The following is a 13,752-nucleotide window of genomic DNA, read 5'->3' on the forward strand; positions in this document are numbered from 1 at the left end:
GATGCGCGAGCCTTGTGAAGAGCTTATGTGAGGTGCGCGTTGGACTCTAGGGGGACTCATACATCCACCGAGCCGAACCGCCGGTAACTTTCAGCGGAAGGTGCGCAGCCGCAGACTGTTGGTCACCACGAAGACCGACGAGAAAGCCATCGCGGCCCCCGCGATCATGGGGTTGAGCAGGCCGGCGGCGGCCAGCGGGAGCGCGGCCACGTTGTAGCCGAAAGCCCACACCAGGTTGCCCTTGATGGTGGCGAGGGTCCGCCGGGACAGCCGGATCGCGTCCGCCGCCACCCGCAGGTCCCCGCGCACCAGGGTCAGGTCGCCGGCCTCGATCGCCGCGTCCGTCCCGGTGCCCATGGCCAGCCCCAGATCGGCGGTGGCCAGCGCCGCCGCGTCGTTGACGCCGTCGCCGACCATGGCGACCGTCCGCCCCTCGCACTGCAGCCGCCGTACGACGTCCACCTTGTCCTCGGGCAGCACCTCGGCGACGACCTCGGTGATCCCGACCGCGTGCGCGACCGATTCGGCCACTGCCCGGTTGTCCCCGGTCAGCAGCACCGGCGTCAGCCCGAGCGCGCGCAGCTCCCGGACCGCCTCGGCACTGGTCTCCTTGACCGTGTCGGCGACGGCGAGGACGCCCCGGGCCTGCCCGTCCCAGCCGGCGAGGACGGCCGTACGCCCCTCCTGCTCGGCCCGGGAGCGGGCCAGGGCCAACTCCTCCGGCACCACGTCGAAGAGGCGCCCCACGGCCACCTCGCGGCCCTCCACGCGCCCTCGTACGCCCCGTCCGGGGACGTTCGCGAAGTCCTCGACCGCGGGCAGTGCGCCGGCCTTCTCCTCGGCCCCCGCGGCGATCGCCCGGGCCACCGGATGCTCGGAGGCGTGTTCGAGGGCGCCGGCGAGCCGCAGCACCTCGTGCTCGTCGGTGCCCTGGACGGTGTACACCTCCTGCAGGCTCATCCGCCCGGTGGTCACCGTCCCGGTCTTGTCGAGGACCACGGTGTCGACCCGGCGCGTGGACTCCAGGACCTCCGGGCCCTTGATGAGGATGCCGAGCTGCGCGCCCCGCCCGGTGCCGACCATCAGCGCGGTCGGTGTGGCCAGGCCCAGGGCGCACGGGCAGGCGATGATCAGGACGGCGACGGCGGCCGTGAACGCGGCGGCCGTGTCCCCGGTGACGCCCAGCCAGACCCCGAAGGTGCCGAGCGCGATCAGGATGACGACCGGCACGAAGACGGCCGAGATCCGGTCGGCGAGCCGCTGCACCTCGGCCTTGCCGTTCTGCGCGTCCTCCACCAGCCGCGCCATCCGGGCGAGCTGCGTGTCGGCGCCGACCCGGGTCGCCGCGACGACCAGCCGCCCGCCCGCGTTCACGGTCGCGCCCGTGACGGCGTCGCCGACGGTCACGTCCACCGGGACGGACTCGCCGGTCAGCATCGAGGCGTCCACCGCGGACACCCCCTCGACCACGGTCCCGTCGGTGGCGACCTTCTCCCCGGGCCGTACGACGAACCGGTCGCCGACCGCCAGCGACGCCACCGGGACCCGCACCTCGCGCCCGTCCCGCAGCACCGCCACGTCCCTGGCGCCCAGTTCCATCAGCGCCCGCAGGGCCGCGCCCGCGCGCCGCTTGGAGCGTGCCTCCAGATAGCGGCCGAGCAGGATCAGCGCGACCACCCCGGAGGCCACCTCCAGGTAGATCGTGGACGCGCCGTCCATCCGGGCGACGGTGAGCCGGAACGCGTCGTGCATGCCCGGCATGCCCGCGTCGCCGAGGAACAGCGCCCACAGCGACCAGCCGAACGCGGCCAGCGTGCCGACGGAGACCAGGGTGTCCATGGTGGCGGCGCCGTGCCGGGCGTTGGTCCAGGCGGCCCGGTGGAACTGTGCGCCGCCCCAGACGACCACCGGGGCGGCGAGCGTCAGCGACAGCCACTGCCAGTTGTCGAACTGCAGCGCCGGGACCATCGCGAGCAGCACGACCGGGGCCGCGAGCAGCGCGGAGACCAGGAGGCGGTGGCGCAGGGCGGCGAGCTCGGGGTCCCGCTCCGGCCCGGCCTCCTGCGCCGGCTCCGGCTGCGGCTGCGGGGGTGCGGGCTCCTCGGCGGTGTAACCCGTCTTCACGACCGTGGCGATCAGGTCGGCGACCTGAACCCCCTGGGGGTATGTGACCTTCGCCTTCTCGGTCGCGTAGTTCACGGTGGCGGTGACGCCGTCCATGCGGTTGAGCTTCTTCTCCACCCGGGCGGCGCAGGAGGCGCAGGTCATGCCGCCGATGAGCAGCTCGACCTCGGACTCGCCCCCGGCCGGGCGCGGCAGGGCTATCGGTGTCTGTGCGGTGGTGCTGGTGGTGGTGCTGGTCGTCATGTCCGGACTCCAGACAACGGACCGGACCGCGCGGAGCCAGTATCAGCTGGTCGGCACGGCCCGGCGGAGAGATACGTTTCCGTCGTACGTACTGCTCGTGGTGCGTGTCGGTGCGGGTGGCCGCGGCCCTCAGGCGCGGCCGGCGAGCTCGAAGCCCGCCTCGTCGACGGCGGCGCGGACCGCCTCCTCGTCGAGCGGGGCGGCGGAGACGACCGTGACCTCGCCGCTGGCCGCGACGGCCGTCACCGAGCTGACGCCGGGCAGGGCGGAGATCTCTGCGGAGACGGAACCCTCACAGTGTCCGCAGCTCATGCCGGTCACCTTGTAGACGGCGGTCACGGAGCCCGGTGTGTCGGTCTGGGCGGTCATGTCGTTCTCCTCGTCGAGGCGGGTGGGGCCGATGGGGCCCACGAGGGAACCCCACTCTCGTCACACTATACCCCTAGGGGGTATTTCTCCAAGAGGGGTCGCGGCGCGCCAGCGAGATCACCCAGGCGACGCCGAACAGCGAGACGAGTACCAGCAGGCCGACCGAGAACACCGAGAAAAGGTGCTCCTGTGCCGCGCTGGGACGCGGGATGTACCCCTCGGCGAACAGCTGCGGCTCCATCCCGGTCCCCACCAGATGCGCCACCAGCCAGATCGCGATCCCGTGCGTGGAGTCCCACAGGGCGTGCAGCAGGGCGACCCCGACGTACGCGGCGACGACGGGGGCGGTGACGCGGAAGCGGCCGTTCGGCCGGCGGAAGGAGAGCAGGACGCCGCCGGCGATCGCCGTCCACAGGCCGTGCCCGAAGGGGGCCACCACCCCGCGCAGGATCTCCGTCTCGATCAGCGCGCGCAGGTCGACGCCCGCGGTGGAGACGGCCGCGTTGAACGCGTACCCGGCGCTCTCCAGGGCCGCGAAGCCGAAGCCGACCGCGGCGCCGAGCACCAGCCCGGCCCGCATGCCCCGGATCCCGGGCAGCCGGCGCAGCACGAACACCAGCGCGCCGAGCTTCACCGCCTCCTCGATCAGGCCGACGCAGACGAACATCCCCCAGGAGGGGCGGACCAGGTAGGACTCCACCACCGAGGCGCCCAGCACCCCGAGCGTGCCGCCGGTCAGGAAGCAGCCGAGGATCGCGCTGACCCCGAGGTCGCGGCCGTGCCGCTCGTACGCCCACAGCACGAAGACGACCGGGACGAGAAAGCTGCCGAGCAGGATCAGCGTCGGCAGCAGGGTGGTGTCCCTCGTCGTGTACGTGACCACCGTGGTCAGCGCCCACAGGGCGAGCCCGCCGCCGAGGCAGCGCCGCCACAGGCCGGCGCGGATCCGGGGGTACGGCGGTGGCGGCTGCTGCGGACCGGGGATCCGGGCCTGCGGGCGGCCGGGCGGCGGAGAGTGGGTCACGGCGGGTCCCCCTTGTGCTCCTGCGGGTGCGGGTGGCGCTCGTCGGCTCGGCATCGGCGCGGGATCGGCGCGAGACCGGTGCGATTTACCCGCACTTTAGGCAGATGTACCGCATGTCGCAGTCTGGGGGGTTCGAGCGGGTGGCGGGTCAGCCGGCGGAGCGGCCTGGGCGTTCGCCTACCAGGGGTTCCAGGTAGCGGGTGAGCACGTCCTTGATCTCCTGGATGTACGCCTGGCGCTCGGCGCCCTCGTGGCTGAGCACCAGCTCGAGTCCCGCCTTGTAGATGCCGAGGCTGACGTGTGCCGCGCGCGTGATGCGGGCCTTGTCGGCGTCCGGCGGGAAGAGCGAGGCGAGCAGGCCCTCGACGCGGCCGAGCAGGTTGGTGTGCAGGGCGTCGTGGGCCTCGGTGATCCCCCCGGGCACGTCGGGGCCGTGCATCAGCGCGAAGAACACGGGGTGCTCGGTGTTGAAGGCGGTGAGGCGGTCCACGGTGGCGCCGACCGCGTCCGTCAGCGAGGTGCCGGGGTCGATCGGCGCCAGCGCCTCGCCGTAGGTGTCCCGCAGGTCGTGCATGAGCCGGTCGCCCAGCTCGACCGCGATCGCCTCCTTGTTCGGGAAGAACTGGTAGAGCGTGCCGGGCGAGACGCCGGCCTCCCGGGCGATGGCGTTGGTGCTGGCGGCCGTGTAGCCCGAGGTGCAGAAGACCGAGGCGGCGGCTTCGAGCAGCTGCTGGATGCGCCGCTCGCCGCGGGCCTGCCGGCGGCGCGGCTGTTCCTTGGCCGTGGCCGTGGCCGTGCCGTCGGGACCGTGGGGGCCGTCGGGCTGCTCTGGCATGTCGGGCTTGTCGGACACGCGTTATCCCCAGCTCTCCGAACGCGATTGACAAACACGAGCGGTCGCTCGCATTCTTGGAAAACGCGAGCGACGGCTCGTGTTTGCCAGTCTAAAAGGCAATGGCCGAACCATGCTGCCCTGTGCACGAAGCGGATGCGTACCGGCAGGCAGTGGTCAGGGTGAAGGGGACACCGCAGGATGACCGAAGTCAACAGGCCCTCGGCGGCCGGGAGCGGGGCCCGCCCAGGGGGCTGGACCAGGTTCGTGACCGCCCGCCCACGGCTCTCGCTGCTGCTCGCCCTCGTGATCACCGCGCTCGCCGTGCTGGCCGGCAGCGGGGTCGCCGACCGGCTGGGCAGCGGCGGCTGGGAGGACCCGGCCGCCGAGTCGACGTACGCGACGAAGGCGCTGGAGCGCGAGTTCCCGGACTCCCAGCCCAACCTGCTCCTCCTGGTGGACGCGCGGGGCGGCTCGGTGGACAGTCCGGCGGTGGCGGCCGAGGCGAAGTCCCTCGTCACCCGGCTGTCCGGCGAGAAGGGCGTCATGGGCGTCGGCTCGTACTGGCAGACCAGGTCGCCGTCCCTGCGCGCCGAGGACGGCCACGAGGCCCTGATCGCGGCCCGCATCACCGGTGACGAGAAGGCGGCCGCCGACACCCTGGACCGCATCGCCCCGCACTACCGGGGCGCGCACGGACCGGTGACCGTGAAGGTCGGCGGCATGGTGGCGGTCCGCAGCGACATGCAGACGATCATCAAGGAGGACCTGGCCCGCGCGGAGCTGATCGCCCTGCCCATCACCCTGGTCCTGCTGGTGATGGTGTTCGGCAGCGCGATCGCCGCCCTGCTCCCGCTGGGCATCGGCATCGTCGCCATCCTCGGCACGAACGCGGTCCTGCGCGGCATCACGTCCTTCACGGACGTCTCGGTCTTCGCGATGAACCTGACTACGGCCCTCGGCCTGGGCCTCGCCATCGACTACGCGCTCTTCATCGTCCGCCGTTTCCGCGAGGAACTGGCCACGGGCGCCGACCCGCTGACGGCGGTCGGCACCACCCTGCGCACCGCGGGCCGCACCGTGCTGTTCTCGGCCCTGACGGTGGCCGTGTCCCTGGCGGCGATGCTCGTCTTCCCCCAGTACTTCCTCCGCTCGTTCGCCTACGCCGGCATAGCGGTGGTCCTGCTGGCCGCGGCCGCCGCCCTGATCCTGCTCCCGGCCGCGCTGATCCTGCTGGGCGACCGGGTCAACGCGCTGGACCTGCGCCGGCTGTTCCGCAGGGGCCGGCAAGCCCGGCCCTCCGGCGCCGGGGGCACGGCCTGGGCCCGCGCCGCGAGCCTGGTGATGCGCCGGGCCCCGCTCTTCGCCGTCGCCACCACGGCCTTCCTGATCGTCCTCGGACTGCCGTTCCTGGGCGTGAAGTTCGGCACCGCCGACGACCGTCAGCTCCCGGCCGGCGCCGAGTCCCACGTCGTCCAGCAGCACATCAGGGACGGCTTCCCCGGCAACCCCGGCGGCGACCTCGAAGTCCTGGCCGAGGGCGGGGCGACCCGGGCGCAGTACGCGGCGTACAAGGAGCGGGTGGCGGCCCTGCCGCAGGTGTCCGGGGTGGCCGGGCCCCTGGTCAAGGGCGACGCGGCGTACTTCACGGTGCAGCCGAAGGGCGAGGCGGTGGGCGACGGCGCCCAGCGCGTGGTGGGCGAACTGCGCGCGCTGAACACGCCGTTCGACACGAAGGTGACGGGCACGGCGGCGGTCCTGGTCGACTCCAAGCACGCCATCGGGGAGCGCCTGCCCTGGGCGGCGGCGATCATAGCGATCGTCACCCTGCTGCTGGTCTTCCTCCTCACCGGCAGCGTCCTCATCCCCGTACAGGCGGTCCTGCTCAACGCGCTCAGCCTCACGGCGATGTTCGGCGCGGTGGTCTGGGTGTTCCAGGACGGCCACCTCTCGAACCTGCTCGGTTTCACCAGCCCCGGCTCGATCGAGACCACGCTCCCGGTCCTGATGTTCTGCGTCGCCTTCGGTCTCTCGATGGACTACGGGGTGTTCCTGCTCTCCCGCATCAAGGAGGAGTACGACAGGACCGGCGACCACGAGCGGGCGGTCCGGCTCGGTCTGCAGCGCACCGGGGGCCTGATCACCGCGGCGGCGATCATCCTGGCGGTCGTGATGGTGGCGATCGGCACCTCCCGGGTCACCAACACCAAGATGCTCGGCCTCGGCATCGCCCTGGCGGTCCTGATGGACGCCATGGTCGTCCGCAGCCTCCTGGTCCCGGCCATCATGCGCCTCACCGGCAAGGCCACCTGGTGGGCACCGGGCCCCCTGCGCCGCTTCCACGACCGGTTCGGGTTGAGCGAGGGCGAACAGCGGCCGCCCCAGGCGGACGCACCCCACTCGGCCGCGCCCGAACCGGCCGGCCGCGCCTGAACCGCCCGCGCCCGGGTCGGACGTGCCCGAGCCGGCCGCGCCCCACTCGGCCGCGACCCGGGTCGGACGCGCCTGAACCGGCCGCGGCCCGGGTCGGACGTGCCTGAGCTGGACGCGCCCCACTCGGCCGCGACCCGGGTCGGACGTGCCTGAGCCGGCCGCGGCCCGGGTCGGACGTGCCTGAGCTGGACGCGCCCCAAAGGGGCGCGGGGAACTGCGCGACCAGCCACGACGGCGCCGCAGTCGGCGTCGGGCACCCGGCACCCGGCATCGGGCCCCGGCACCCGGCACGGCACTCGGCACCCAGCACCCGGCAGCTGCATCCCGCACAAGGCGAACAGCAACCGGCACACCACGGCCCCCCCAGCGAAGCGCTTACCCTTCGCGCAGCCCCCGAAAGGAGCACGCGCGATGCGAGCCGTCGTCTTCGACCACTACGCCACCCCGGCCGAGGTACGGGACGTCCCCGACCCCCGCCCGGCCCCCCACGGCGTGGTCGTCCGCGTGGAGGCCACCGGCCTGTGCCGGAGCGACTGGCACGGCTGGAGGGGGCACGACCCGGACATCACCCTCCCGCACGTCCCCGGCCACGAACTGGCCGGGGTCGTCGAGGAGACCGGCGCCGGGGTGACCGCCTGGCACCCCGGCGACCGGGTCACCGTCCCCTTCGTCTGCGCCTGCGGCAGCTGCCCGTCCTGCGCGGCCGGCGACCAGCAGGTCTGCGAACGCCAGACCCAGCCCGGCTTCACGCACTGGGGCTCCTTCGCCCAGTACGTGGCGCTGGACCACGCCGACGTGAACCTGGTGGCGATCCCGGACGACATGTCGTACGCCACCGCCGCCTCCCTGGGCTGCCGCTTCGCCACCGCCTTCCGTGCCGTGGTCCAGCAGGGCCGGGTCGCGGCGGGGGAGTGGGTCGCGGTGTACGGCTGCGGGGGCGTGGGCCTGTCGGCGGTGATGATCGCGGCGGCGTCGGGGGCGCGGGTGGCGGCGGTCGACGTGTCGCCCCAAGCCCTGGACCTGGCACGGAAGTTCGGCGCGGCCCACGGTGTGAACGCGTCGCAGACCGCGGACCCCGCGGCAGCGGTCCGCGACCTGACCTCCGGCGGCGCCCATCTCTCCCTGGACGCCCTCGGCTCACCCGCCACCTCGGCCGCCTCGGTCAACTCGCTGCGCCGGCGCGGCCGCCACGTCCAGGTGGGCCTGCTGCCGTCCCCGGACGGCCACACCCCCGTGCCGATGGCCCGCGCGATCGCCCTGGAGCTGGAACTCCTCGGCAGCCATGGCATGGCGGCCCACACCTACCCCGCCATGCTCGAACTGGTCCGCTCCGGCACCCTCCGCCCCGACCTCCTCGTCACCTCGACGATCACCCTGGACGCGGCCCCGGCGGCCCTGGCGGCGATGGACGGGGCCCCGGCGGCCGGGGTGACGGTCGTCGAGCCCTGGGCCTGACCCGGCGGCGCCCCGCCTCAGAGGTCACTGCGCCCCCGGTTGCCCGGCCGGGAGGCGACCCAGGCACGGACCGTGTCGGCGTACCAGTAGGGCTTGCCGCCCTCGACGTGGTCGGGCGGCGGGAGCAGCCCGTGCTTGCGGTAGGAGCGCACGGTGTCCGGCTGCACCCGGATGTGTGCCGCGATCTCCTTGTATGACCAGAGCCGTCGGTCGGTCATGAGATGCACCTCCCTGCGCGCGCCGCGGGGGCGACCGGAGTCGGTCGTCGGGGGAGCCGGGCGCTGCGCTGGCGATCACAAAGCCTGTGCCCGGTGAACGACGGAGAGTGACTGTGCGCAAGCGCCTGTGGGCCGGGTGTGACCGAGAGCCCGCGTATGCGTGACATGTGTGACACAAGAGAGGTTTTTGTGACACGGCCGGGCCACAGCGGCCCGCTGGCTCCTGCGCGGGGCGCGTTGACATCGGGGCGAAGCGCCCCCTTCTGGGGGCGCGGGGAACTGTGCGGCCGGCCACACCCCCGGCCCGCACCCGCGCACTCACCGGTCCTGCCGCCCCCGTAGGTGCCTCGGCCTCAACCCCTTCTCGTCAGAATGTCCGGACAAACCATTGACACGACCTCCCCTCCCGGACTACAAACCACGGGAGAGCAATGACGAAGGGAAGCCGATGGCGTACGACCTGATCACCATGGGGCGGATCGGGGTGGACCTCTATCCGCTCCAGACCGGAGTCCCGCTCGCCCAGGTGTCGTCCTTCGGCAAGTTCCTCGGCGGGTCGGCGACGAACGTCGCCGTGGCGGCCGCCCGGCTCGGGCGCAGCACCGCCGTCATCACCCGCACCGGCGACGACGCCTTCGGCGCCTACCTGCACGAGGCCCTCCAGGGCTTCGGCGTGGACGACCGCTGGGTCACCCCGGTCCCCGGCCTGAACACCCCGGTCACGTTCTGCGAGATCTTCCCGCCGGACGACTTCCCGCTGTACTTCTACCGGCAGCCCAAGGCCCCGGACCTGGAGATCGACGCCCACGAGCTGGACCTGGACGCCGTCCGCGCGGCCCGCATCTTCTGGATCACCGGCACCGGCCTGAGCGAGGAGCCCAGCCGCACGGCGACCCTCGCGGCCCTCGCCCACCGGGCCAAGGCCGGCACGACCGTGTTCGACCTCGACTGGCGCCCGATGTTCTGGCAGGACCCGGACGCCGCCCGGCCGTTCTACGCCGAGGCGCTCAAGCACACCACCGTCGCCGTCGGCAACCTCGACGAGGTGGAGGTGGCGACCGGCGTGCGCGAGCCGCAGGCCGCCGCCCAGGCCCTCCTCGACGCCGGGGTCGAGATCGCCGTCGTCAAGCAGGGCCCCAAGGGCGTCCTCGCCGTCAGCCGCGACGGCGACGCCGCCGAGGTCCCGCCGCTGCCCGTCAACGTCCTGAACGGCCTCGGCGCCGGTGACGCCTTCGGCGGTTCCCTCTGCCACGGCCTCCTCGAAGGCTGGGACCTGGAGAAGACCATGCGGCACGCCAACGCGGCCGGTGCCATCGTCGCCTCCCGCCTGGAGTGCTCCTCCGCGATGCCGACCGGCGACGAGATCGACGCCGCGCTCGCCGCCGGAGCGGTGCTGTGAGGGCCGGCCGCGTCGCGGGCGCGCACCACGAGGGCGGCGCGGGCGCCCCCGCTCCGCAGGTGAAGGTGGACATCTCCGCCCTCGTCCACACCCGCACCCACCACCCCGAGGCGATCGCCGAGGCGGCCGCCCGGCGCTCCCGCCGTCCGCTCCTCAACGAGGACGGCAAGCTGATGATCGTGGCCGCCGACCACCCGGCCCGTGGCGCCCTCGGTGTGGGCGGCGACAAGCTCGCCATGGCCAACCGGGCCGAACTGCTGGAGCGGCTCTGCCTGGCGCTGTCCCGTCCCGGCGTCGACGGCGTCCTCGCCACCGCCGACATCCTGGACGATCTGCTCCTGCTCGGCGCCCTCGACGGCAAGGTCGTCATGGGCTCGATGAACCGCGGCGGACTGCAGGGCGCCTCCTTCGAGCTCGACGACCGCTTCACCGGTCACCGCCCCGAGGACATACAGCGCCTCGGGTTCGACGCCGGCAAGCTGCTCCTGCGCGTCGACTACGACGACCCGGGCTCCCTCACCACCCTGGAGTCCACGGCCCGTGCCATCGACGACATGGCCGCGCGCCGGCTGCCGGTCTTCGTCGAGCCGTTCATCAGCCGCCGCACCCCCGAGGGCAAGGTCAGGAACGACCTGTCCGCGGAGGCGGTCACCAGGTCCATCGCCATCGCCTCGGGCCTCGGCGGCAGTTCGGCCTACACCTGGCTGAAGCTGCCGGTCACCGAGAACCCCGACGACATGGCCCGGGTCATGGAGACGTCCACCCTCCCCGCCGTGCTGCTGGGCGGCGAGGTCGGGGACGACCAGGACGGTGCGTACGAGAAGTGGCGCAGCGCCCTGCAACTCCCCACCGTGCGCGGCCTGGTGGTCGGCCGCTCGCTGCTGTACCCGGCGGACGGCGACGTGGCCGCCGCCGTGGACACCGCCGTCGGACTGCTGTGAGGGCGCGAAGATGACGACCAACGAGCTGCATCTCACCAAGGGTTCGACCGCGAACGCCCAGTACGCGCTCGACATCGACCCCAAGCGGGCCGGCTGGGCGCACAGCAGCCTGCGGATCGTCGAACTGGCCCCGGGGGGAACGCATTTGTTCACCACCGGGGACAGCGAATGGATCGTGCTTCCGCTGCAGGGCGGTTGTACGGTGCAAACAGAGGGAAACGAGTTCCAGATCCTGGGCCGGGAGAGCGTGTTCAGCGGAGTCTCCGACTTCGTGTACGTGCCCCGGGACGCCCAGGTCCAGATCGCCTCCGGCGCGGGAGGCCGCTTCGCCCTGGCAGGAGCGAAGTGCGAGCGACGACTCCCCGCCCGCTACGGCCCCGCGCCGGAGGTTCCCGTCGAAGACCGCGGCAGCGGCACCGCCGCCCGGCAGGTGCGCAACTTCGCCTCCGCGGACGCGTTCGACTGCGACAAGCTGATCGCCGTGGAGGTCGTCACCCCCGGCGGCAACTGGTCCTCGTACCCGTCGCACAAGCACGACGAGTACCGGCCCGGCGAGGAGTCGGAGCTGGAGGAGATCTACTACTTCGAGATCGACGGCGCGAACGGATTCGGGTATCAGCGCGTATTCCCCTCCCGTGAGGGCGGTACGGACGTCCTCGCCGAGGTCCGCTCCGGCGACGCCGTGCTCGTTCCCGACGGATGGCACGGCCCGTCGATCGCGCAGCCCGGTCACGACATGTACTACCTGAACGTCATGGCGGGGCCCGGTGCGACGCGGGAGTGGCGGATCTGCTTCCATCCGGCCCACGTAGAAGGCACAGGGGGTTACCGATGACGATTCGGTTGACCGTCGCGCAAGCGCTTGTCCGCTTCCTCGCCGTCCAGTTCACCGAGCGGGACGGCGAGCGCCGCCGCCTGATCGGCGCCACCTGGGGCATCTTCGGCCACGGCAACGTGGCCGGCCTCGGCCAGGCACTCCTGGAGCACAGGGACGAGATGCCGTACCACCAGGGCCGCAACGAACAGGCCATGGTGCACGCGGCGGTCGGCTACGCGCGTCAATCGAACCGTCTCGCCACACACGCCGTGACGACGTCCATCGGGCCGGGCGCCACCAACCTGGTCACCGGGGCCGCCCTGGCCACCATCAACCACCTCCCGGTCCTGCTCCTGCCCGGCGACGTCTTCGCCACCCGACCCGCCGACCCGGTCCTCCAGCAGCTCGAAGTCCCGCACGCGGCCGACGTGTCCGTCAACGACACCCTCCGCCCCGTCTCGAAGTTCTTCGACCGGATCAACCGCCCCGAACAGCTGATCCCCGCCGCCCTCGCCGCCATGCGGGTCCTCACCGACCCCGTCGAGACCGGCGCCGTCACCCTCGCCCTCCCGCAGGACGTGCAGGCGGAGGCGTACGACTGGCCGGAGGAGTTCTTCGCCGAGCGGGTGTGGACCGTACGACGCCCGGGCGCCGACCCCGGCGAACTCGCCGCGGCCGTGCAGGCGGTCAGGGCAGCGCGCAGGCCGCTGGTCATCGCGGGCGGCGGGGTCCACCACAGCCGTGCCGAGGCCGCGCTCGCCGAGTTCGCCGAGGCCACCCGCATCCCGGTCGCCGCCACCCAGGCCGGCAAGGGGTCGCTGCGCTGGGACCACCCGCAGGACGTCGGCGGCGTCGGCCACACCGGCACCGCCACCGCCGACGAACTCGCCCGCACCGCCGACCTGGTGATCGGCGTCGGCACCCGCTACACCGACTTCACCACGGCCTCCGGCACCCTCTTCGAGAACCCGGACGTCCGCTTCCTCAACCTCAACGTCGCCGCGTACGATGGCCACAAGCTGGCCGGCCTGCCCCTGATAGCCGACGCCCGCAGCGCCCTCACGGAGCTGACCAGGGCCCTGGACGGCCACCGGACCGCCGACTCGTACGTCACCGAGTACACCGAGGACAAGGAGCGCTGGGAGCAGCGCGTCGACGCCTGCTACGAGGCCGACGAGCCCGACATCCGGCCGACCCAGCCGCAGGTCCTCGGCGCCCTGGACGCGCTCGTCGACGAGACGGACGTCCTGGTCAACGCGGCCGGCTCGCTCCCCGGCGACCTGCACCGGATGTGGCGGTCGCGGTCACGGGACCAGTACCACCTGGAGTACGGCTACTCGTGCATGGGCTACGAGATACCTGCCGCCATCGGGGTGAAACTCGCGGCACCGGAGCGGAACGTGTGGGCGCTGGTCGGCGACGGCACGTATCTGATGATGCCGACCGAGATCGTCACCGCCGTCCAGGAGGGCATCGCCATCAAGGTGCTGCTGGTGCAGAACCACGGCTACGCCTCCATCGGCGGACTCTCCGAGTCGGTGGGCGGCGAGCGGTTCGGCACCGCGTACCGCTTCACCTCGGACGACGGCACCTTCACGGGCGCCCCGCTCCCCGTCGACCTGGCCGCCAACGCGGCCAGCCTCGGCATGCGCGTCCTGCGCGCGAAGACTGTCCGGGACCTGCGCGCGGCGCTCGCCGAGGCGCGGGCCGCCGACACTCCCACATGTGTCTACGTGGAGACCGAAACGGCCGACACTGTGTCGGGCCCGCCTCCCGCGCAGGCCTGGTGGGATGTACCTGTGGCCGAGACCGCGACCCGATCCTCCGCGGTCAAGGCACGTGAGCTCTACGAACGGCACGTCTCCACCCGACGCCGCCATCTGTGAAGGAGTAACCG

The 13,752-nt window shown here is 72.7% G+C and carries 11 protein-coding genes; 6 read left to right on the forward strand and 5 right to left on the reverse strand.

The features are described from left to right. Nucleotides 1-90 precede the first annotated feature (90 nt). The 4 genes from ACZ63F_RS23705 to ACZ63F_RS23720 all read right to left on the reverse strand — a co-directional run bounded on the left by ACZ63F_RS23705 (nucleotide 91) and on the right by ACZ63F_RS23720 (nucleotide 4,595). Entirely contained in the window at nucleotides 91-2,367 is a 2,277-nt protein-coding gene (locus ACZ63F_RS23705) for a heavy metal translocating P-type ATPase (protein ID WP_469713494.1), read from the reverse strand. Nucleotides 2,368-2,496: 129 nt separating this feature from the next. Next, on the reverse strand, nucleotides 2,497-2,736 hold the full coding sequence (locus ACZ63F_RS23710; protein WP_469713496.1) for a heavy-metal-associated domain-containing protein: 240 nt from the start codon (nucleotides 2,734-2,736) through the stop codon (nucleotides 2,497-2,499). 73 nt (nucleotides 2,737-2,809) lie between these two features. Then, entirely contained in the window at nucleotides 2,810-3,760 is a 951-nt protein-coding gene (locus ACZ63F_RS23715; RefSeq protein WP_469713497.1) for a PrsW family intramembrane metalloprotease, read from the reverse strand. 148 nt (nucleotides 3,761-3,908) lie between these two features. Continuing rightward, nucleotides 3,909-4,595 carry a TetR/AcrR family transcriptional regulator gene (locus tag ACZ63F_RS23720; RefSeq protein WP_469713498.1) on the reverse strand — a complete coding sequence of 229 codons (687 nt, stop codon included), beginning with the start codon at nucleotides 4,593-4,595 and terminating at the stop codon, nucleotides 3,909-3,911. Between the two features lie 198 nt (nucleotides 4,596-4,793). Between ACZ63F_RS23720 and ACZ63F_RS23725 the strand changes: the two genes are divergently transcribed. Continuing rightward, entirely contained in the window at nucleotides 4,794-7,025 is a 2,232-nt protein-coding gene (locus tag ACZ63F_RS23725; RefSeq protein WP_469713499.1) for an MMPL family transporter, read from the forward strand. 411 nt (nucleotides 7,026-7,436) lie between these two features. Beyond that, entirely contained in the window at nucleotides 7,437-8,480 is a 1,044-nt protein-coding gene (locus ACZ63F_RS23730) for a zinc-dependent alcohol dehydrogenase family protein (protein ID WP_469713500.1), read from the forward strand. Between the two features lie 17 nt (nucleotides 8,481-8,497). Here the strand turns inward: ACZ63F_RS23730 and ACZ63F_RS23735 are convergent, their stop codons facing one another. After that, the gene (locus tag ACZ63F_RS23735; RefSeq protein ID WP_469713501.1) at nucleotides 8,498-8,698 is read right to left on the reverse strand and encodes a helix-turn-helix transcriptional regulator; all 201 of its coding nucleotides are present in this window, start codon (nucleotides 8,696-8,698) and stop codon (nucleotides 8,498-8,500) included. 448 nt (nucleotides 8,699-9,146) lie between these two features. On the opposite strand from ACZ63F_RS23735, the gene iolC reads away from it, so the two are divergent. The 4 genes from iolC to iolD are packed head-to-tail and all read left to right on the forward strand — an operon-like array spanning nucleotide 9,147 to nucleotide 13,741. Beyond that, nucleotides 9,147-10,097 carry a 5-dehydro-2-deoxygluconokinase gene (gene iolC / locus ACZ63F_RS23740; protein WP_457698426.1) on the forward strand — a complete coding sequence of 317 codons (951 nt, stop codon included), beginning with the start codon at nucleotides 9,147-9,149 and terminating at the stop codon, nucleotides 10,095-10,097. Between the two features lie 59 nt (nucleotides 10,098-10,156). Continuing rightward, nucleotides 10,157-11,038, forward strand: coding sequence for a Cgl0159 family (beta/alpha)8-fold protein (locus ACZ63F_RS23745; protein WP_469713582.1), 882 nt, complete (start codon nucleotides 10,157-10,159; stop codon nucleotides 11,036-11,038). Nucleotides 11,039-11,048: 10 nt separating this feature from the next. Then, nucleotides 11,049-11,873, forward strand: coding sequence for a 5-deoxy-glucuronate isomerase (gene iolB / locus ACZ63F_RS23750; protein WP_469713503.1), 825 nt, complete (start codon nucleotides 11,049-11,051; stop codon nucleotides 11,871-11,873). Continuing rightward, entirely contained in the window at nucleotides 11,870-13,741 is a 1,872-nt protein-coding gene (gene iolD, locus ACZ63F_RS23755) for a 3D-(3,5/4)-trihydroxycyclohexane-1,2-dione acylhydrolase (decyclizing) (RefSeq protein WP_469713505.1), read from the forward strand. Before iolB ends, iolD begins: the two co-directional genes overlap by 4 nt. The last annotated feature ends 11 nt before the right edge of the window (nucleotides 13,742-13,752 follow it).

This window comes from Streptomyces sp. NPDC104761 (genome assembly GCF_055583445.1).